Source organism: Virgibacillus halotolerans (assembly GCF_016908515.1).
In the GTDB taxonomy this organism is placed as follows: domain Bacteria; phylum Bacillota; class Bacilli; order Bacillales; family Amphibacillaceae; genus Virgibacillus_M; species Virgibacillus_M halotolerans.
In genome coordinates this window covers 123,866-144,709 of sequence record NZ_JAFBEA010000005.1, presented here as the reverse complement: position 1 = coordinate 144,709, position 20,844 = coordinate 123,866, and the positions used below count along the sequence as shown (strand labels likewise).

Sequence of the window (20,844 nt, the reverse complement as noted above, 5' to 3'; positions counted from 1 at the left end):
TATTTTGCTTTCACTTTATCGGCAGTTTGGCGGGCAGTAAAGTCTCCACTTTCAAATGAAGTTTCACTTTGAATGGAAATGATCGTAATATATTTGTAATGATTTTGAAACACTAATTTTATAAAAGTGTGCTAAGATAGATAGACTTTGAGGAAAAATAGGGGGACATCTAATTGATAAAAAAGTTAGTATCTACAGTTGCTACAGGAGTTCTTATTGCTGGTGTAACGGTATCTAGCGTTTCAGCAGCAGAAGTTGAAGTACATAAAGGTGATACTTTATGGGGGATTGCTAGATCACAGAACACGACAGTAGAAGAATTAATGAATGTCAATAATCTACAATCTACTATTATACATCCTAATCAAATACTACTTATAGATGATGAACAATACACAGTGAAAAAAGGTGACACATTATCTGGTATCGCCTATAAATTGGGTGTTACTGTTAAGGAATTAAAAGACTCGAATAATCTTACAACAGATCTTATATTAATTGGTCAAGTACTGACAATTAACGGCGGCGCCCCTGTAAAGGAAGCACCCGTTACAAATAATGAAGTTTCTGAAGAACCAGCAGTAGAACCAGTTGAAGAAGAACCAGCTGAAGAACCAGCAAGCGAGCCAGTTGAAGAAGAAACAACTGAAGAACCAGCAAGCGAGCCAGTTGAAGAAGAAATAGCTGAAGAACCGGCAACAGAGCCAGTTGAAGAAGAAACAACTGAAGAACCAGCAAGCGAGCCAGTTGAAGAAGAAACAGTTGAAAAACCGGCAACAGAGCCAGTTGAAGAAGAAACAACTGAAGAACCAGCAAGTGAGCCAGTTGAAGAAGAAACAACTGAAGAACCGGCAGTAGAGCCAGTTGAAGAAGAAGCAGCTGAAGAACCAGCAAGTGAGCCAGTTGAAGAAAAAGCATCTAAAGAATCGACTGAACAAAAAGCACCTAAACAAAATGCTCAAAAAGATAATTCGAAAACAAACGCAACTAAACAAGCAGAACCTGCTAAACAAGAATCTGGAGATAAAGCAGAAGGAAAAGTAATTAATGCAACAGCAACAGCGTACACGGCTAAATGTGATGGTTGCACAGGTGTTACATCTACTGGTGTAGACTTGAATGCAAATCCAAATGCTAAAGTAATTGCTGTAGATCCATCAGTTATTCCACTAGGTTCAAAAGTATATGTTGAAGGTTATGGCTATGCAACTGCTGCTGATGTTGGTAGCGGAATTAAAGGAAATAAAATTGACGTTCATCTTCCAACTAAAAACGAAGCACTTAACTGGGGTAATAAAGCAGTTAAAGTAACAATTGTAAAATAATATAACAACTTCAAATATATAAGAGGGGAAGCATCTACGAAGATGCTTCCCCTTCTTTATGTTCCTATGTTTTAAACCGACTTTTTTGAAAGATTTTTTAATTCATTATGGGGTTGTAATCGAGTGGCGAAGTGCTATACTAATAACATTATAATTTTATATGATCATATAATCGCAGAAATAAGGTCTGCAAGTTTCTACCGGTCTACCGTAAATGGACTGACTATGAGCGGAACAATTGGATGTATAATTGCCTTTTTGGTGATGTATATAATTCAGTTTATTCTGTATTTTTCTGGCCTGAAAAATATTGTTTCTCTCATAGTAGAGTGGAAGCAAATTTTGTGGCCTTTTTTTATTGGCAGTAAAGAAAGTATGTGCCTATTTCTTTCTGCATCAGTACAATGCGGGCATTCACCTAAAACTTGGCGAATACCGATTTTTTCTGAAATCAAAAAATAGAGAGGGAGATATAAAATGGAACAATTAAAGCAAAAGATTTTAAATGAGGGAAAAGTATTATCCGATTCCGTTTTAAAAGTGGATGCTTTTCTAAATCATCAAGTTGATCCGGTTTTAATGCAACAGATCGGTGAAGTATTTTCTGGCCTCTTTTCAGATGCGGGAATTACAAAAATTCTCACTCTCGAGTCCTCCGGTATTGCACCGTCTGTTATGACTGGCTTGCAATTGGGTGTCCCTGTCATATTTGCAAGAAAACGTAAATCACTTACGTTAACCGATCATCTATACACAACAGAAGTATATTCTTATACAAAAAAACAAACGAACGAAATCTCAATATCACAAGATTTTATTTCTAATAACGATATTGTACTTGTTATTGATGACTTCCTTGCAAATGGACAGGCAGCACTTGGATTAATGGATCTTGTTGAACAAGCAAGTGCAACTCTTGCTGGTATCGGTATCGTCATCGAAAAGGCGTTTCAGGATGGTGGCGATCAACTACGTGAGCGTGGTGTTCGTGTAGAATCGCTGGCGTCTATTGCATCATTGGTTGGAGGAAAAGTTACATTTAAGGAGAATCCAACCTTATGAAAACAGCGGCATTAGGAATTCAGCATGTACTTGCCATGTATGCTGGGGCCATATTGGTTCCGTTGATTGTTGGTGGTGCATTGGGATTAACTTCGGATCAACTCACCTATCTTGTTGCAATTGATATTTTGATGTGTGGTGTTGCGACGATTTTGCAGGTAATGCGCAATCGTTTTTTCGGAATTGGGCTTCCTGTGGTGCTCGGCTGTACGTTTACAGCAGTAGGGCCGATGATAGCAATCGGTGGCGAGTACGGAATCTCAACCATTTATGGTTCAATTCTCGTTTCCGGATTATTTGTCATTTTAATTGGACGGTTTTTTGGTAAATTGGTTCGTTTTTTTCCGCCTGTTGTTACAGGTTCGGTTGTAACCATCATTGGTATCACTTTAATCCCTGTAGCGATTAATAATATGGGTGGGGGAGAAGGGGCAAGTGATTTCGGCTCTGTTTCCAATATTTCTTTAGCATTTGGAACGTTATTATTTATTATTCTACTCTACCGGTTTTCCAAAGGGTTTACGCGTGCCATTTCTATTTTGATCGGTTTGGTAATCGGAACCATTGTAGCTGCCTTGATGGGAAAGGTGGATATTGCTGCGGTATCTGAAGCATCGTTATTTCATATGGTTGAACCTTTTTACTTTGGAATGCCCACATTCCACTGGTCAGCGATTTTAACGATGATATTGGTAGCCATGGTGTCGCTTGTAGAATCAACAGGTGTCTATTTTGCACTGAGTGATATAACGGATAAAAAGTTAAACGAAGCGGACCTTGCCCGGGGCTATCGTGCGGAGGGCATGGCCATTGTACTTGGTGGAATCTTCAATGCTTTTCCATATACAGCATTTTCTCAAAATGTGGGTCTGATGCAAATGACAGGTGTCAAATCACGAAAAGTAATTTTAGTAACAGGTATGATGTTGGTTGTACTAGGTTTTATACCTAAAATTGCCGCATTAACAACGATTATTCCGACTGCGGTATTGGGTGGGGCAATGATCGCAATGTTTGGGATGGTCGTGTCCCAAGGCATTAAAATGTTGGGTGATGTTATTTCAAATTCATCGGCTAATTCTATGATTGTCGCTTGTTCGGTTGGTATGGGCTTGGGGGTAACGGTTGTGCCGGAATTGTTCGCACAGTTTCCATCTAGCATACAGATTTTAACAAGTAATGGCATCGTTGCTGGCAGTGTGACAGCAATCGCATTAAATATTTTATTCAATATGACCCCTGAGAGAAAAGCAGAGAAACTTTCCGCGGAAAAGGCGTCATAAGGAATTCAGAATCAAATAGGATAAAAAAACGGATGATAGCAGTTGCGCATATCATCCGTTTTTTTTATTAGGCTCTTTTCTCAAAAAACGTTTTTGTGACACAAAATCTATAGACTGGGAGGTAACATACCGCTCCGGAAACACACTACGCTTTCCGCGGGCTCGCGCTGAGCCTCCTCGTTCGCAAAGAACGCTCATTGTGGGGTCTCATCGTCTTCGCTTTCCCGCAGGAGTCTACGTGTATTTCTTCCGCTAGTGTATGGATGTTATACCATTTTCAATTGCTTTATAAAAGAAGAAGTCTTTTAGTCACGTCTGAAGCTGGGCGTTTAATGCACCTGTCTGTTAGTAATAATGTCGCAAAGATAACAAGCCGGCCCCCTATTTCAGATAGTTGATTGGAGCGGAGGGCAGTCGACTCCAGCGGGAAAAGCAACAAGTCTTTATGGTGGGACGAGTTAGCGCAGTCCCAACTGAAAATCCCGCAGGAAGCATTGATGAAGGTCGACTAAAACCGCTCTTTGTGGGTAACGTCGACATACCCCTTGCCGGGGCACCCGCGGAAAGCGACTGCCCGGAGCGGAAATTAACAAGCTCTTACGTCGCAGTATCTATCAAATGATAGGATTAAAAAGCAACAAAACTTACGAAAACAGCCTTCTCTTATTAATGAAATACAATTGTTTTATTGTCTTGGACAATGATGCGATCTTCCAGGTGCCATTTAACGGCACGTGCCAGAACGCGTCGTTCTACCTTCCGACCGATCTTCTTTAAATCAGTGACATGATCACGATGATCGACGCGCTCAATGTCCTGTTCAATAATCGGACCTTCATCCAAATCATTTGTTACATAATGTGACGTTGCCCCGATTAGCTTTACACCGCGGTCATATGCCCGCTCGTATGGCCGTGCACCAATAAACGCCGGAAGAAACGAGTGATGAATATTGATAATTTGATCGGGAAAATGGTCAACAAATTCCGGCGTTAAAATTTGCATATAACGGGCAAGGACGAGTAAATCAACCTGATATTTCTTCATTAGATCGATCTGTTCCGCTTCTACTTGCTTACGAATATCCTTATTCGCTGGTATATAATGAAAAGGAATTCCCAGCGATTCAACAATACTTCTTGCAGATTCATGATTGCTGATGACAACAACAATATCTGTTTCTAAATCACCACTTTGCCATTCCCATAACAGCTCCATCAGACAATATGGTTCTTTTGAAACGAAAATAGCTGTCCGCTTTCTATCGTTAGCATAGGAAAAACGATAATCCATTGAAAACGTTGATGCAAGTGTCGCAAAGTTGTTTTCCATTTCAACACGTTTTTCCAAAAGTCCTTCACAGTGAAACTCAATCCGGATAAAGAACGTTCCGCCTTCGGGATCGCTTGTATACTGGCTTGATTCGATAATATTTGCATCGTGATCAAATAAGAATTTTGAAATTGCTGCCACAATACCAGGTCCATCAGGACATTTGATTAATAAACGACTGCGATTGTTATCATTTATATTATTAGACATTATCATTCACTACTCCTATCATTCATTATAAAGTTTCATTATATAGCAAGTCTGGCAGGTTTGAAAATATAAGCTAATGCAAGAGCTTATTTTGAGGTATAGGAAAGCATTAGGCTGAGTTTACACTGATAGGAAAGTATAACTTTCATGGGAAACCAGTATAAGTGTAACTAAGGCTGTCATCCAAAAGCTTGGTGACAATTAAGTTTTTAAAAAATATAACCTTGACAGCGTATTGAAAACGTTTTATCATTATATGTAACGGGTTACATATAGCATCATTATTTAAAAATATATATGAAACTATTGGGAAATGAAAGAGTGATTGTAAATGGCCACCATTAAAGATGTTGCCAAAGTTGCTGGTGTATCTGTTGCGACAGTATCCAGAGTACTAAATAGTAATGGTTACGTGAATGTTGACACGAAAAAGCGTGTGGACCAAGCAATTGAACAATTGAATTATCGGCCAAATGATGTAGCACGTGCCCTTTTTAAGGGGCGTTCCAAAATGATTGCATTATTTGTACCAGATATAATGAACCCATTCTTCCCTGAGCTTGCTAGGGCAGTAGAGGATATCACAAACAAGAACGATTACACATTTGTCCTCTGTAATACCGATGATAATTTGGAGAAGGTGCTTACCTATATGGATGCACTTCAACAAAAATCGGTAGACGGGATTATTATTGTTTCCAGTACGATTACTGCGGAATCACTTAAAAGAATCAATGTACCTGTTATCGCACTCGATCGGATTTTTAGTTCCGAATTATCGACTGTGACGGTGGACAATTACCAAGGTGCAAGAAAAGCAACAGAATACTTAATAGGACTGGGCTGTCAGCGAATTGCACATATAAGCGGTCCGATAAATGCAAGCAACGCAAAGAATCGCCTGCAAGGATATTTGGATATTGTTAGTGATGAAGATTGGTTTTTGCCCAGTTATGTTGCTTCAGGGTCATTTAACTTGCAAAAAGCGAAGGATGTTGCAACGGAATTACTTATGAACCATCCAGAACTAGATGGCATTTTTGCAGCAAATGATGTGATGGGTATTGGCGCGATGAAAGCGGCAGAATCATTAGGAATACATGTGCCAAATGACTTATCAGTTATCGCATTTGATGGGATCACAATGGGAGAGATGGCAACCCCATCACTGACAACAATGGAACAACCTATTTATGATATGGGGGCACGGGCAGCTGAAATGCTTATCGAGCAAATAAATGATCAAAAATTGTCAAGAAAGAATGAAGCATTCTCAGTACAATTAGTAGAAAGACAATCAACCAAACGAAAGAGGGACATGAATGAATAAAAAACCAGTTGTTTGTGTCGTTGGAAGTATCAATATGGATTTAACGATAACAACGATGAAAATGCCAATGCAGGGAGAGACAGTTCTTGGAAATGAATTTGCAACTTATCCAGGTGGAAAAGGGGCAAATCAGGCCATAGCTGCTTCACGGCTTGGGGCCGATGTAAACATGATTGGTGCCATTGGCAATGACTCATTTGGCATGACATTATTGAATCACTTAAAATCGGAAGGAATTAATGTTAAAGGTATGATGACAGATTTGAAAAAGCCAACCGGGATAGCGAATATAATCCTATCCGAGGATGATAATCGCATCATTGTTGCTCCGGGAGCAAATGAACATGTTGATTCAGATTTAGTGGATAAGCACAGGGATCTGATTAGCCAAAGTGATGTGCTTTTACTACAGTTGGAGATACCAATGGAAACAGTTATTCATACATTGAAAATCGCCAGTGAATACAATGTGCCAGTGATTGTGAATCCTGCTCCATATCAAATCTTACCTGATGTATTGTTTACAAGTGTTGCTTATCTAACACCAAATGAAATTGAAGCAGATGCAATGAAGGATGACCCATTATTTAAATCCATTCAAGAAAAGCTGATTATAACGCAAGGGGAACGCGGTGTTGCTTTTTATGATGATGGAGCAGAGCAGTTTTTGCCCAGCCACCATGTGAAAGTAAAAGATACAACCGGAGCAGGAGATACATTTAATGGTGCACTTGCGACGGAGATCGGCAGAGGAACATCAATCCGAGAGGCTGTTGATTTTGCAAATACAGCAGCTGCATTGTCCGTTACAAAGGTTGGTGCACAAGGGGGAATGCCAACAAGACAAGAGGTGGAACAATTCATTCAAGAAAGGAAGCACATAAAATGAAAAAGTCAGGGATACTGAATCGAGATATTGCCGCAGTACTCGCCAGGCTTGGTCATACAGATACAGTGATTATTGCGGATTGTGGATTGCCTATACCTGAGGATACACGATGTATTGATGTATCACTTACGATAGGTACACCCAGTTTCACCTCTGTATTGAAAGCAGTAACCACAGATATGGAATTGGAAAAAATGACGTTAGCAAATGAAATGAAGGATACCAACCAATCATTACACAATGAAACCAAGGGGCAATACAATAATATTCCAATCACGTATATCCCACATCAAGAATTGAAAAGTAAACTAAAAGAAGCAAAAGCTATCATCCGTACTGGAGAAGCAACTCCTTATGCGAACGTCATTCTGCATGCAGGTGTAATTTTTTAGCAGTTAAAAAAGAATAACTACTTTCTTACTGCATAAGTGCAACGAAGGCAATTTGCCCAAAGGCTGGTGAATGCCAATTTTTCTAAAGAAAGAGGTGAGGAAGTTGGGTAAAATAACCCCTTTTATCGAAATGACGAATATTGATAAATCTTTTTCCGGAAATCAAGTGTTAAAACAAGTTCATTTTGCAGTGGAACATGGTGAGATACACGCATTGATGGGCGAAAATGGTGCAGGTAAATCGACACTTGTAAAAGTATTAACAGGTATCCATCAGAAGGATGCCGGTGTAGTAAAGGTAAATGGCAAAGAAACTACGTTCACTAATCCGAAAGAGGCCGAGGAAAAAGGGATAATTGTTATTCATCAGGAATTGAATATTATCCCGCATTTGACTGTTTCGCAAAATATGTTTCTTGGAAAAGAACTGACCTACGGTAAAACAGGAATAATGAATATGGTTGCGATGAAAAAACAAACGATAGAGAGTTTGAAAAGGTTGGGTGTGACAAATATTCATCCTGATGAAACGGCTGGAAATCTTTCAGTCGGAAAACAACAAATGATAGAAATTGCTCGTGCATTGGCTACGAATGCGGAATTAATCGTAATGGATGAACCTACTGCAGCTTTAACGGACCGCGAAATCGAAAGTCTGTTCAAGGTGGTGGATTCACTAAAAAAACAAGGTGTTAGCATTATTTATATTTCCCATCGTATGGAAGAGATTTTCAAAATTTGCGATAGGATTACAATATTACGTGATGGTCAATATATTGGAACAGAAAATATTGCAGATACTTCCTTTGAAGCAATTGTGAAAATGATGGTTGGTCGTGAACTAGGACAGCGCTTCCCGGAAAGACAACATCAAATAGGAGAAGTTATTTTTGAGGTGGAGAACTTAGAACGTAAGGGTTTATTCAAAAATATTAGCTTTGATGTGAAGGAAGGGGAGGTCTTAGGTGTAGCTGGGTTGATGGGCGCTGGAAGGTCAGAAGTAATGGAAGTTATTTTTGGTTTCCATAGAAAAGATAGCGGCACCATTAAATTGAATGGTGAAAATGTATCAATTAAACATCCAAGAGACGCAGTGAAAATGGGAATTGGATTTATAACAGAAGATCGAAAGGCAAAGGGATTGGTTTTAGAGGCATCAATTCGCGAAAATATTGCATTAACCAATTTGAAAACGGTGTCAAATAATGGTGTGATTTCAAATTCCAAGGAAAATAAAATGGTGATGGATTTGATTGAAAGGCTTCAAGTTCGTGCAACAGGCGGTGAACAGGATGTCAAATCATTAAGTGGTGGAAACCAGCAAAAGGTGGTCATCGCAAAATGGTTAGGGATTGAACCGAAAGTACTTATCCTAGATGAGCCGACAAGAGGTGTGGATATCGGTGCTAAAAAAGAAATCTATACGATTATGAATGAACTTACAAAAAACGGCGTTGGCATCATCATGGTTTCATCCGAGCTCCCAGAAGTGCTTGGTGTAAGCGATCGAATCATGGTTATGCACGAAGGGGAAATTACAGCATTCTTAAATCGTGATGAAGCAAACCAAGAAAATGTCATGACCGCTGCGACAGGAGGAAGTAAATCATGAAGCAATTTCTAACACGTAACATGGCAAAAATCGGCCCCTTAATAGGATTAATTGTTATTATGGTTATTTTGGGTGTTTTGAGTGATAATTTCTTTACACTAAGCAACATATTTAATTTGCTCAGGCAAGTATCTGTCAATGCGCTCATCGCATTCGGTATGACTTTTGTTATACTAACCGCTGGAATTGATTTATCCGTCGGTTCCCTTCTGGCGTTGGGTAGTGCACTAACAGCTGGATTATTAACAAGTGGAATGGATCCACTCCTAGCAGTCTTCATTGGTTTGCTAATTGGACTTGCATTGGGTGCGATAAATGGGATTATCATTACAAAGGGAAAAGTTGCACCATTCATTGCAACGCTTGCTACAATGACTATTTTCCGTGGTGTAACTTTAGTTTATACGGATGGGAAACCCATAACAGGTTTATCAGATAGCTTCACATTTGAAATGATTGGTAAAGGGTATGTATTTGGCATTCCATTTCCAGTCATATTAATGTTGATTATTTTCGTTATTTTGTTTTTTATTCTAAGGAATACAGTATTTGGACGTCAGGTTTATGCAGTTGGTGGTAATGAAGAGGCATCTACACTATCTGGAATTAAAGCGGATCGTGTGAAAATCTGGGTATACTCACTTACAGGTATGCTATCCGTGTTAGCAGGGATTATTATTACAAGTCGCTTGAACTCTGCACAGCCAACAGCAGGGAGTATGTATGAACTTGATGCGATTGCAGCTGTTGTTATTGGTGGAACAAGTTTGGCTGGTGGTCGGGGAAGAATTGTAGGAACATTGATTGGTGCATTGATTATTGGCGTAATTGATAATGGACTAAATCTATTAAACGTATCCTCATTTTATCAGCAAATCGTTAAGGGTGGCGTTATTTTACTAGCAGTTATGCTTGATCGTCGTTCCAAATAAAAGAATAGTAGTTTCGTATTGATGAAATAATATAATTTTGGGAGGAATAGAAATGAATAAATGGTTAAAGGTCTGTAGTATGGTTGCAATATTATTTGTAGTTTTGACAGCGTGTTCAACTGATGCACCTGGAACATCAAAAGATGGTGAGGATGGGGATAAGAACGGAAAAGATAATAATATAAAGATCGGTCTTTCTGTTTCAACATTAAACAATCCATTTTTCGTAACATTACGTGATGGTGCAGAGGATTCGGCAAAGGAAGCAGGGTATGAGATCGTAACATCGGACGCACAGGACGATCCATCAACACAGTTAAGTGATATAGAAGATTTAATTCAACAAGGAGTTGACGTGCTTTTAGTCAATCCGGTAGATTCGGATGCGGTCTCATCTGCAATTGAATTGGCAAATGACGCAGATATACCAGTAATTACAGTTGATAGAAGTGCGGAGGGAGGAGAAGTAGTTACACACATTGCTTCTGACAATGAGTCTGGTGGTGAAATGGCTGGCGAATTTATTGCGAAGCAATTGGATAATAAAGCTAAATTAGTAGAAATCGAAGGTGTTTCTGGCGCTTCTGCAACGCGTGAACGTGGAAAAGGTTTCCATAATATTATTGATAAAATGGATGATATGGAAGTTATTGCGAATCAGTCTGCTGATTTTGATCGAACAAAGGGCTTATCTGTAATGGAGAATATTCTTCAAAGTAAGGGAGAAATTGATGCGGTATTTGCGCATAATGATGAAATGGCACTTGGTGCAATAGAAGCATTGGAAGGGAAAAGTATGCTTGATGATGTCGTCGTAGTTGGTTTTGATGCAACAGATGATGCAGTAAGTGCAGTGGAAGATGGGAGAATGGATGCAACCATTGCGCAACAACCTGAGCTTATTGGTGAAAGTGCGATAGAAGCCGCTGGGAAAGTTGCGAACGGGGAAGAGGTTGATGATTTTATCCCTGTTGATTTACAAATGGTAACAAAATAAAATTTATAAAAAAGCGAACAGAGCCTGGTGCTGTTCGCTTTTTTAGCAGTTAAGAAACCATCATGGCTTGCCTAGAGCGCGAGCCACCATCTATCATGAAAAATTAACAAGTGTTTTCATACAAAAGTATATAAATAATGAGCGTATTTAATAACAGGCGCTCCAGAAATACACTACGCTTTCCGCAGGCTTGCACTGAGTCTCCTCAGAAAAGGAACCCACTTTTCTTGCGGGGTCTCAGCGACTACGCTTTTCCTGCAGGAGTCTCCGTATATTTCTTCCGCTCTGGTGATGGGTGTTTCTTGACATTTGCCTATTCTTATATGATTTAAAAGATAAACTAATAAAAAATGCTCGCTTTTTACTTCTGAGAGAAGGAGGGCTACCTTAGATTACCACGTGATGGGAGCGGAGGGAAGTCGACTCCTGCGGGAAAAGCAACAACTGAAGATCCACAGAAAGTGTTCTTTGCTTTCGAGGAAGCTGAAGTGTTGCCCGCGGAAAGCGACTACCTGAAGCGGACATCTTACTTGATAGAGATCCATAAGGACCAAGTGGTCTTCTTGGTTTTTCTAATATAATAGTTCCTAAACATGTGATTCCTAACAAGTTTATATTTGGCTAACAATCGTTTTTACGAAATCACAGCTGCTTCCTTTGCTTGTTTTACTGCAACATCCAAAGCCTGGTCAAAGTCTTTGATTAAATCATCAACATGCTCGAGGCCGACAGATAAACGTAGTAAACCATCTGTAATTCCCCTTTTTTCTCTCTCATCTTTAGGCATTGCAGCATGTGACATGGTGTTTGGATAAGAAAGAATCGATTCAACAGCCCCAAGGCTTACAGCAAAAACAGGAATCCGAACATGTTCTACGAATGCTTTAGCTGCTGCTTTATTTGGTAAGCGGAAAGAAAGCACAGCACCAGCATTACTAGATTGTCTCGCGTGAATTTCGTGTCCGGGATGTGCGGTTAACCCTGGATAATAGACTGCTTCAATTAATGGATGTGCCTGGAAATATTCAGCTAGTTTCTGAGCCCCTTGTGAAGACTGACTCAGACGTGCATTTAATGTTTTAATGCCTTGGATTAATTGAAAAGCATCCTGTGCCCCCAAAATGGATCCAAAGGAATTTTGAATAAATGCCAATTTGTCCCCAAGTGCTGCAGTTCTTGTTACTGCTAAACCAGCGATAATATCACTATGTCCAGATAAAAACTTGGTTGCACTATGTAGTACAACATCAGCACCAAGCTTGATCGGATTTTGATAAAGTGGCGTCATAAAGGTATTATCAACAAATGTTAAGCAATCATTGGCTTTTGCTATTTTGATAACTCCTTCTATATCCGTAATGTTCATGCAAGGATTGGATGGTGTTTCGATATAAATGACTTTTGTGTTTGGTTGAACTGCATTAGCTACTTCATTCAAATCTGTCATGTTAACAAACGTATGTGTGATTTGGAATTTATCTAATACTTCAGTCACAAAGCGATAGGTTCCGCCATACACATCTTGGGAAATGAGCACATGGTCTCCAGAAGATAAAAGCATAAAAGCAGAAGAAATGGCAGCCATTCCTGAAGCAAATGCCAATCCTCTTTCACCGCCTTCTAGGTCAGCGATACTTTGTTCCAATGCTTCTCTTGTTGGGTTACCGGATCTACTATAATCAAATGGACCAAAGCTATCGAAACTTTCCTGATGAAATGTAGATGATAGATAAATAGGGACATTCACTGCACCTGTTTCTGTTTCAAGGGCCGCATTTTTTGCGGCGTGGATTACTTTCGTTTCGATTTTATCATGATAATCAGACATGACTTTGTTCCACCTTTCCTAATTTATTTAAAGTTTGCTTCAAATCTGCGATAATATCTTCTGCCTTTTCTACACCTACTGAGAAACGAAGCAGTCGATCACTCACTCCCCGTCTGATTCGTTCTTCTTTTGGAATATCTGCATGGGTTTGTGTTGCTGGGTATGTTATAAAACTTTCAACTCCACCAAGGCTTTCCGCGAAAGTAACTAACTGTAAGTTTTGTAAAAATGTATCAACCCATTCACTTTCATTCAGTCGGAAGGAGAGCATCCCACCTTTGCCGGGGTATAAGACATCTTCAACAGTCGGTTCATCTCTTAAAAACGCTACAACCTTTTTCGCATTTTCTTCATGTTTGTCCATCCGTAATGATAAAGTCTTCAATCCTCTTATCAAAAGCCATGAGTCAAAGGGAGAAAGTACCGCACCAGCAGCATTATGGAAGGTAGCTAGTTTCTCACAAAGTGATTCTCCGTTAGCGACAACAAGTCCGGCCAAAACGTCATTATGTCCGCCAATATATTTTGTTGCGCTGTGGATGACAATGTCAGCGCCGGTCTCGATTGGACGCTGTAAGTAAGGCGTCAAAAATGTATTATCAACAATGAGTAACAAATCATATTTTTTAGCAAGTGCCGCAACTTCCTTTAAATCGATTTCCTGCATCAGAGGATTTGTGGGTGTTTCAATAAATATCGCCTTTGTCTTATCCGTAATACATCGTTCCGTTTCCTGATGATCCTTAAATTCGGTGTATGTCGTTTGAATATCATAAGCTTTCGCATAATGTTCAAGTAAGCGATATGTACCGCCATATATATCTTCTGGCAGAATCAGTTCATCACCGGAACGGAATAGGGAAAATACCAGTTGAATGGCTGCCATGCCGGAACTGCAGGCATAACCAGCATCACCGGATTCCAGGTTTGCGATGCCTTCTTCTAATAAGGTGCGGGTAGGATTTTTAGTACGTGTATAATCATATCCGGTTGATTGACCAAGTCCATGATGCTGATAGGCCGTTGATAAATAAATGGGTGGATTAATCGCTCCTGTTTTCGCATCACTTTTATTTCCCAACTGTACCAATCTTGTTTCTATGTCTCTCTTTGTCATGTTTATCATCCTTTTATGTCTATATTTAGCTCTTAAAAATAAAAAAACCACTTCCTAGAATAAGAAGAGGTTTAGCATTTTTTGCTTATTTCTCTTCTTATCTTCAAGCACGAAGCTTCTGGAATTGGCACAGTACATTAAAGTCTGCTGCCGAGGTATCTAAGGGCCAGTCCCTCCACCTCTCTGGATAAGAAAAAATGTAATTTATTTAGTTATTAGAATATACTCTACAGGTGTTTAAACTGAATGTCAAGATAAATAAGAAAATTTATAGGTATGTCAGGATGTTCGAACACTAGCAATAATTTCTGCTTTTTAACCATCTCACACAAAACTAAAGTTATCAGGTAGGGATAATGTAAATAATGTCTTGACAGGTCGATTGCTACCTTGTATTGTATTGATAATAAATGAATAAATTTCTTATCAAGAATGGTGGAGGGACCGGCCCAATGAAACCAGGCAACAGACTACCAAGTACTGTGCTAATTCCTGTGAGCAAGCAAGTCATGTTCAAGAGATAAGAGGAGAATAAATCAATGGACTTTCCCTCTTCTTATTTGTTAAGGAGGGAATTTTTAGTATTCAAACAATATTTAAAAATAAATTCATGAAAGGGGAGATAGGAACAATGTCAGTGAATCAGACAAACAGCACTTTGGATGTAATAACAACTGAATTAAATAATAACCTTGATGAAATCATTAGTTGGAGAAGATATTTACACCAACACCCCGAGCTTTCCTTTCAAGAAAAGGAAACTGCGAAATTTATTGAAGAAAAATTAGTGAGTTTTGGGCTTGAAGTTAAGACAAATATTGGTGGGAATGGTCTTCTCGGGATATTAAAAGGTAGTAAACCGGGAAAAACGATCGCATTAAGAGCAGACTTCGATGCATTACCGATTGATGATGAAAAGGAAGTGGCATATAAATCACTAAATCCCGGGGTGATGCATGCTTGTGGACATGACGGGCATACCTCCGCTTTACTAGGGACAGCACAAACACTGAGTAAATTTAAGGAACATATAAAAGGCACGGTCTATTTTATATTTCAACCTGCAGAGGAGACACCACCTGGTGGAGCAAAATTTATGATAGAAGAAGGTGTTTTGGACAGCGTAGATTATGTTTTTGGTGCCCACCTCGCTTCAGAAATACCGCTAGGAAAAGTTGCTGTTGGTGAAGGGTATAAGATGGCAGCTGTAGATAAGTTTGAAATTATTATAGAAGGAAAGGGTGGGCACGGGGCAAGACCACATGAATCCAATGATCCGATTGTGATCGGGAGTGACATTGTCAGTGCACTGCAAAAAATAGTAAGTCGAAAAATTGACCCGCTAAAATCAGCTGTCGTTACTTTAGGCGTTTTTCAGTCGGGTAATGCGTTTAATGTGATACCAGATACAGCAAGACTGGAAGGAACTGTCCGTACATTTGATTCGGAAATACGAAAAGATGTAAAGGATCATATCCATTCGATTTTAAAAGGCATTACAGAAGGGTTTCAGGCTACATATAAAATTGATTATTTACTTGGATACCCCGCATTGTTTAATCATAAGAAAGAGACAGATATTGTTAGAAAACTATTTCAGGAAACATTTAATGAAGGGGCTGCTGTTGATCTGGAAACATCGATGGGAGCAGAGGACTTCTCTTACTATTTACAAGAAAAGCCTGGGACATATTTCAGAGTTGGGGCGCAAAACGAAAGTGAATCTACGCATTATCCCCACCATCATCCTAAATTCGATTTTGATGAACGGGCACTACTTAACATTGAAAAGGCATTTGTGAAAATTGTTTCTCATTATTTGTTTTAAAAAGTAATAAATAGATAAATAATCTGGTTAGATTTTGAATCGTTTTATTAAGGGGAAAGGGGAGGAAAATGAAATTGAAAATTAGAGTTACATTTACTTTAATTGCTTTCATCTTGGTCATCAGTTTAATTGGGTGTAATAAAGAAAGTGCTAATAAAAATGAAGCTATGGATGGAGAGGAATCTGCGGGGGAACCAACAAACGGAGGTACATTTAAAGTTGCTATTGGATCCGAACCAGATTCACTTGATTGGATGTACATATCCGCAACAGCTACGAGAGACATTGCATGGCATATATTCGAAAACTTATTTGCGTTAGACAAAGATTTTAAAGCAAAGCCAATGATTGCAGAGGATTATAACATTAGTGATGATGAAACTACTTATACAATTAAATTACGTGAAGATGTTATATTCCATGATGGTTCCAAGGTAACGGCTGAAGATGTAGTTGCTTCGACCGAACGCTGGAGAAAAGTTTCTTCAGTAGGATTGATTGCTAACGAATACATTGAACAGGTTAAAGCTATTGATGAATATACTGTAGAGATTAAATTGAATGAAGTTTATAACGCATTCATTTCTGATATGGCCGCGCCAAAATCAGCACTTATAATCATACCTGCGGAGATTGCTGAAGATGCTGATGACCAGCCACTAACACAGGAGCAACTTATAGGAACAGGTCCCTATAAGTTTGACAAATGGGATAAAGGGAGTGAAATAGTTTTATCCCGTTTTGACGATTACGTAGCTCGTGAAGAAGGGGATTGGGGAGGTTTAACCGGAAAAAAAGAAGCATATGTTGATGAAATTGAATTCAAGATTGTTAAAGATCCACAAGTAATGGTGAATGGCCTTAAAACAGGATTATATGATTATGTGCAAAATATCCCACCGGATTTGTATGACACAATTGAAGTTGATCCGACTATGGATCCAGTCACATATATGAATGGTTACGAAATTATCTCAGCTGATAAGTCTGAGGCACCGTTCGATGATTTAAAAGTACGTCAAGCGCTCAATTATTCATTAGATAAGGAGGCTATTGCAAAAGGGGCGTATGGTAATGAACAATTTTATGATCTTGATGGAGCGCTTTTCACGCCAGAACAAGGAGAGCTATATTCAGAAAAGGGTTCTGATAATTATTTAGTTTATGACAAAGAAAAGGCGAAAAGCCTCCTCGAAGCTTCGAGTTATAATGGTGAAACGGTAAGAATGATGTATTCAAACGATAACGTAGCATATGAAAAAGTCGCCCAAATTGCCAAACAACAAATGGAAGATGTAGGTTTTAAAGTGGAGCTGGTTACTTATGAATGGGCCACCTACTTAGAAAAATGGATGGATCCAGAAAATTGGGATTTAGTAGTCATTGGTTGGTCAACCCGCTTCTCGCCTAGCGAGCTCGGTATGTTAGAGGTGAATGCAGCAAGAAGTGGCTGGTATGAAAGTGAACGGTGGGAGGACCACATAGAAAGTTGGGGAATTGCTAAAACAAGCGAGCAGAAAAAAAAGATTTTAACAGAGATGAATCAAACGATTGATGATGAACTACCATTTATTAAAGTAGCAAATGTTAACAGGTTTGATGTAAAGAATAATAAAGTGAAGGATCTCACAAACTGGGTCGGCCCTCATTTCTGGAACACATGGAAAAGCGAATAATCATGAACACTTTATGGCCCTCTTATAACTATAAAAATAAACCGTAGTTAGTTGGTAGTAATACTTTTATTTTTTCTTGACATGGTATAACTAAACTTGTAATGTATGAATTGTCAGTAACTAAATACTATCTCTTATCAAGAAAGGTGGAGGGACTGGCCCGATGAAACCTAGCAACGACTATAAAGTGCCGTGCTAATTCCAGTGAGCATTAATTCATGTTCAATAGATAAGGAGAGCACCAAAAAGGCTCTCTTCTTGTATTTAGAAGGAAGTCTTTTTTGGTTTTAAAGCGCATTAAAGGAAAGGGTTTCTAAAGAAATTAATAGATACATAGATTTTCGTAAACAAATTAAGGGGGATTAAAGTGAACTTTAAAAAACATAATAAAATTTCATTAGCGATATTTGGTATTTTCCTGATGATAGGTTTAATCGGTTGCAGCAGTGAGGACGTGAGCAAAAAAGATAACACAGCTAATGAACAATCCCCAGGTGAATCGACAAAAGGGGGGACACTTCATATAGCTTATGCCTCTGAACCAGACACAATAGATTGGATGTATACGAGTGCTACACCTACAAGAGATATTGGCTGGCATATTTTTGAAAGCTTATTCGCTTTGGATAATGATTATAAAACAAGGCCAATGCTTGCCGATAGTTATGAAATTAGTGATGATAGAACAGTTTACACCATCAACTTACGTGAGGGTGTGAAATTTCATGATGGATCAGAGATGCTATCTGATGATGTACTAGCTTCCATTGAACGTTGGAGAAAGGCATCCTCTGTGGGAACAATTGCTAATAGGTATATAGATAGTGTTACTGCAAATGACGACTATACAGTTGAAATCAAATTGAAGGAAGTGTATGAAGCACTTCTATCTGATATGTCTGCCCCCAAATCAGCACTCATGATCATTCCATCTGAAATTGCTGAAGATGCTGGAGAACAACCACTCAAACCGGAGCAACTAATCGGAACAGGTCCCTATAAATTTGAAAAATGGGATAGGGGAAAAGAAATTAATTTAACACGTTTTGAAGAATATAGCGCCCGCGAAGAAACAGACTGGGGTGGGTTATCGGGTAAGAAAGTAGCTTATTTGGATGAAATTAAGTTCCAGATTGTAAAAGATCCTCAAGTCATGATTAACGGTCTGAAGACAGGAATCTATGATTATGCACAAGCGATCCCACCAGATCTTTATGATGTAATCGAAAGTACCCCGAATATTGATCCGATAACGTATATAAATGGCTATTCAACGATTACCCCAGATAAATCTAAGGCGCCGTTTGATGACTTAAAAGCACGTCAAGCATTGAATCATGCACTGGATAAAGAAGCAATTGCTGAAGCAACGTATGGTAATAAGGAATTTTATAAATTAGATGGTGCATTATTTGACCCTGACCAGAAGGAGCTTTATTCAGAGGATGGGTTAGACCAATATTTAGCATATGATAAAGAAGAAGCAAAACGCCTGCTTTCAGAATCAGACTATGACGGTAAACCAATAAAAATTATGTACTCCAACAACAACGAAAATTATAAAAAAATATCTCAAATTGCTAAACAACAATTAGAAGAAGTAGGATTTGCTGTAGAACTCGTATCATATGAATGGGCAACTTATCTTGAGAAGTGGAATGACCCTGCAAACTGGGATTTGGTTGTGATCGGTTGGTCAACCCGTTTTTCTCCTAGTGAACTAGGCATGCTTGTTCAGGATACCGCGAGTAGCGGTTGGTATAACAGTGAACGCTGGGGGGATTTACTTGATGACTGGGGTATCGCGGAAACTGGGGAACAGAAACAGGAAGTTTTAGCTGAAATGAATCAAACTGTTAATGATGAGCTTCCATTCATTAAAGTGGCTAACGAAACATCGTTTGATATAAAAAGCGATAAAATAAAAGATTACGATAGTTGGGTTGGTCAACGATTCTGGAATACTTGGATGGATGAGTGACTTAATTTTAGTAACCTTTTTAGCATACATGTTGGATGATAGATATTAATCCATTCAGTTAGGAGGAAAAAGCGTGCTGCAATACACAATCCGTAGATTGCTATCATTAATACCTGTAATGCTTATTGTCAGTATTATCGTTTTTTTGATCGTTCATCTAACGCCTGGAAATCCTGCTTATCTTATCCTGGGTGAAGATAGCTCCCAGGAAAGTATTGAACAATTAGAAGTACAACTTGGTCTTGATAAACCAATGGTCGTTCAATTTTTCAGTTGGATAGGGAATGTGTTAACTGGTGACCTTGGGCAGTCGGTATACTCATCTGAACCGGTTACCCAAATTATTATAGACCATTTAGGACCAACTTTCAGTTTGATGGTTATTTCGCTGGTCTTAACATTACTTGTCGCAATTCCAACGGCAATCTTTGTGGTCTGGAAACGAAATACAGCTTTGGATCCAATTTTTATTTCAATTTCACTGCTTGGTGTATCTATTCCGGAATTTTGGTTTGCAATGTTAATGGTGCTTTGTTTTGGTGTTGCCATTCCTATTTTTCCAGTTGCCGGCTATATACCGGTCGCGGAAGGAGCAATTAATTGGTTTTACCATCTGTTTTTGCCTGCATTTGTCTTAGCAGCAGTTGAAATAGGACTGGTCGCCAGAATGTTACGGGATGGGATGCTAGAATCCGTAAACCAAGATTACACACGGACTGCAAAAGCAAAGGGTGTAAAGGAAAGCATTGTATTAATGAAACATGTGTTTTTTAATGCACTCATCCCTACTACTACTGTAATTGGTACAACAATTGCGGGTTTGTTAGGCGGGACAGTTATTATTGAGACGATGTTTACGATTCCCGGTATTGGTCAACTATTAATTGATTCTATCTACCGTCGAGATTATCCGGTGATACAAGGTGTTATTCTATTCATCGCTGCAATTTATGTGTTGGTGAATTTGTTGGTTGACCTTTTATATGCCGTTTTAGATCCGAGAATACGCTATGATTAAGCAAACGAATAAATAATAAAAGGAGATTTCAT

16 protein-coding genes and 4 riboswitches are annotated in these 20,844 nt (G+C 38.9%); of the genes, 13 read left to right on the top strand and 3 right to left on the bottom strand.

Annotation, left to right across the window (positions count from 1 at the left end):
- The first annotated feature begins 173 nt into the window (after nt 1–173).
- From JOC34_RS13195 to JOC34_RS13185, 3 genes are all read left to right on the top strand, one after another.
- Complete coding sequence (locus JOC34_RS13195) at nt 174–1,325, top strand: LysM peptidoglycan-binding domain-containing protein (protein ID WP_205137249.1); 1,152 nt, start codon at nt 174–176, stop codon at nt 1,323–1,325.
- 144 nt (nt 1,326–1,469) lie between these two features.
- Nucleotides 1,470–1,571, top strand: a riboswitch (purine riboswitch).
- A 231-nt stretch (nt 1,572–1,802) separates the two neighbouring features.
- On the top strand, nt 1,803–2,387 hold the full coding sequence (locus tag JOC34_RS13190) for a xanthine phosphoribosyltransferase (protein ID WP_205137248.1): 585 nt from the start codon (nt 1,803–1,805) through the stop codon (nt 2,385–2,387).
- Entirely contained in the window at nt 2,384–3,670 is a 1,287-nt protein-coding gene (locus tag JOC34_RS13185) for a nucleobase:cation symporter-2 family protein (RefSeq protein WP_205137247.1), read from the top strand. The genes JOC34_RS13190 and JOC34_RS13185 overlap by 4 nt, the downstream gene beginning before the upstream one ends.
- 666 nt (nt 3,671–4,336) lie before the next feature.
- Here JOC34_RS13185 and purU read toward each other — a convergent pair.
- A complete protein-coding gene (gene purU, locus JOC34_RS13180; protein ID WP_205137246.1) occupies nt 4,337–5,212 on the bottom strand; it encodes a formyltetrahydrofolate deformylase in 876 nt (291 codons plus the stop codon).
- Nucleotides 5,213–5,543: 331 nt separating this feature from the next.
- Here purU and JOC34_RS13175 point away from each other — a divergent pair, with 331 nt between their 5' ends.
- From JOC34_RS13175 to rbsB, 6 genes are all read left to right on the top strand, one after another.
- Entirely contained in the window at nt 5,544–6,542 is a 999-nt protein-coding gene (locus JOC34_RS13175; RefSeq protein ID WP_205137245.1) for a LacI family DNA-binding transcriptional regulator, read from the top strand.
- A complete protein-coding gene (gene rbsK, locus JOC34_RS13170) occupies nt 6,535–7,431 on the top strand; it encodes a ribokinase (RefSeq protein ID WP_205137244.1) in 897 nt (298 codons plus the stop codon). The genes JOC34_RS13175 and rbsK overlap by 8 nt, the downstream gene beginning before the upstream one ends.
- On the top strand, nt 7,428–7,823 hold the full coding sequence (gene rbsD / locus JOC34_RS13165) for a D-ribose pyranase (RefSeq protein ID WP_205137243.1): 396 nt from the start codon (nt 7,428–7,430) through the stop codon (nt 7,821–7,823). Before rbsK ends, rbsD begins: the two co-directional genes overlap by 4 nt.
- A gap of 130 nt (nt 7,824–7,953) precedes the next feature.
- On the top strand, nt 7,954–9,435 hold the full coding sequence (locus tag JOC34_RS13160) for a sugar ABC transporter ATP-binding protein (RefSeq protein WP_239544415.1): 1,482 nt from the start codon (nt 7,954–7,956) through the stop codon (nt 9,433–9,435).
- The gene (gene rbsC / locus JOC34_RS13155) at nt 9,432–10,367 is read left to right on the top strand and encodes a ribose ABC transporter permease (RefSeq protein ID WP_205137241.1); all 936 of its coding nucleotides are present in this window, start codon (nt 9,432–9,434) and stop codon (nt 10,365–10,367) included. Before JOC34_RS13160 ends, rbsC begins: the two co-directional genes overlap by 4 nt.
- A gap of 52 nt (nt 10,368–10,419) precedes the next feature.
- Complete coding sequence (gene rbsB / locus JOC34_RS13150; RefSeq protein WP_205137240.1) at nt 10,420–11,364, top strand: ribose ABC transporter substrate-binding protein RbsB; 945 nt, start codon at nt 10,420–10,422, stop codon at nt 11,362–11,364.
- A gap of 634 nt (nt 11,365–11,998) precedes the next feature.
- Here the strand turns inward: rbsB and metC are convergent.
- Both metC and JOC34_RS13140 read right to left on the bottom strand, forming a co-directional pair.
- Nucleotides 11,999–13,192 (bottom strand): cystathionine beta-lyase, encoded by a 1,194-nt coding sequence (gene metC / locus JOC34_RS13145; protein WP_205137239.1) that lies wholly within the window; start codon nt 13,190–13,192, stop codon nt 11,999–12,001.
- Complete coding sequence (locus JOC34_RS13140) at nt 13,185–14,309, bottom strand: methionine biosynthesis PLP-dependent protein (RefSeq protein WP_205137238.1); 1,125 nt, start codon at nt 14,307–14,309, stop codon at nt 13,185–13,187. The genes metC and JOC34_RS13140 overlap by 8 nt, the downstream gene beginning before the upstream one ends.
- A 94-nt stretch (nt 14,310–14,403) precedes the next feature.
- Nucleotides 14,404–14,503, bottom strand: a riboswitch (SAM riboswitch).
- A gap of 226 nt (nt 14,504–14,729) precedes the next feature.
- Nucleotides 14,730–14,836, top strand: a riboswitch (SAM riboswitch).
- Between the two features lie 104 nt (nt 14,837–14,940).
- Between JOC34_RS13140 and JOC34_RS13135 the strand changes: the two genes are divergently transcribed.
- From JOC34_RS13135 to JOC34_RS13120, 4 genes are all read left to right on the top strand, one after another.
- Nucleotides 14,941–16,137, top strand: coding sequence for a M20 metallopeptidase family protein (locus JOC34_RS13135; RefSeq protein ID WP_205137237.1), 1,197 nt, complete (start codon nt 14,941–14,943; stop codon nt 16,135–16,137).
- Between the two features lie 74 nt (nt 16,138–16,211).
- Nucleotides 16,212–17,813, top strand: coding sequence for an ABC transporter substrate-binding protein (locus JOC34_RS13130; protein ID WP_205137236.1), 1,602 nt, complete (start codon nt 16,212–16,214; stop codon nt 17,811–17,813).
- Nucleotides 17,814–17,944: 131 nt separating this feature from the next.
- Nucleotides 17,945–18,049, top strand: a riboswitch (SAM riboswitch).
- Nucleotides 18,050–18,180: 131 nt separating this feature from the next.
- The gene (locus JOC34_RS13125) at nt 18,181–19,794 is read left to right on the top strand and encodes an ABC transporter substrate-binding protein (protein WP_205137235.1); all 1,614 of its coding nucleotides are present in this window, start codon (nt 18,181–18,183) and stop codon (nt 19,792–19,794) included.
- A gap of 73 nt (nt 19,795–19,867) precedes the next feature.
- Complete coding sequence (locus tag JOC34_RS13120; RefSeq protein ID WP_205137234.1) at nt 19,868–20,812, top strand: ABC transporter permease subunit; 945 nt, start codon at nt 19,868–19,870, stop codon at nt 20,810–20,812.
- Nucleotides 20,813–20,844: the final 32 nt, after the last annotated feature.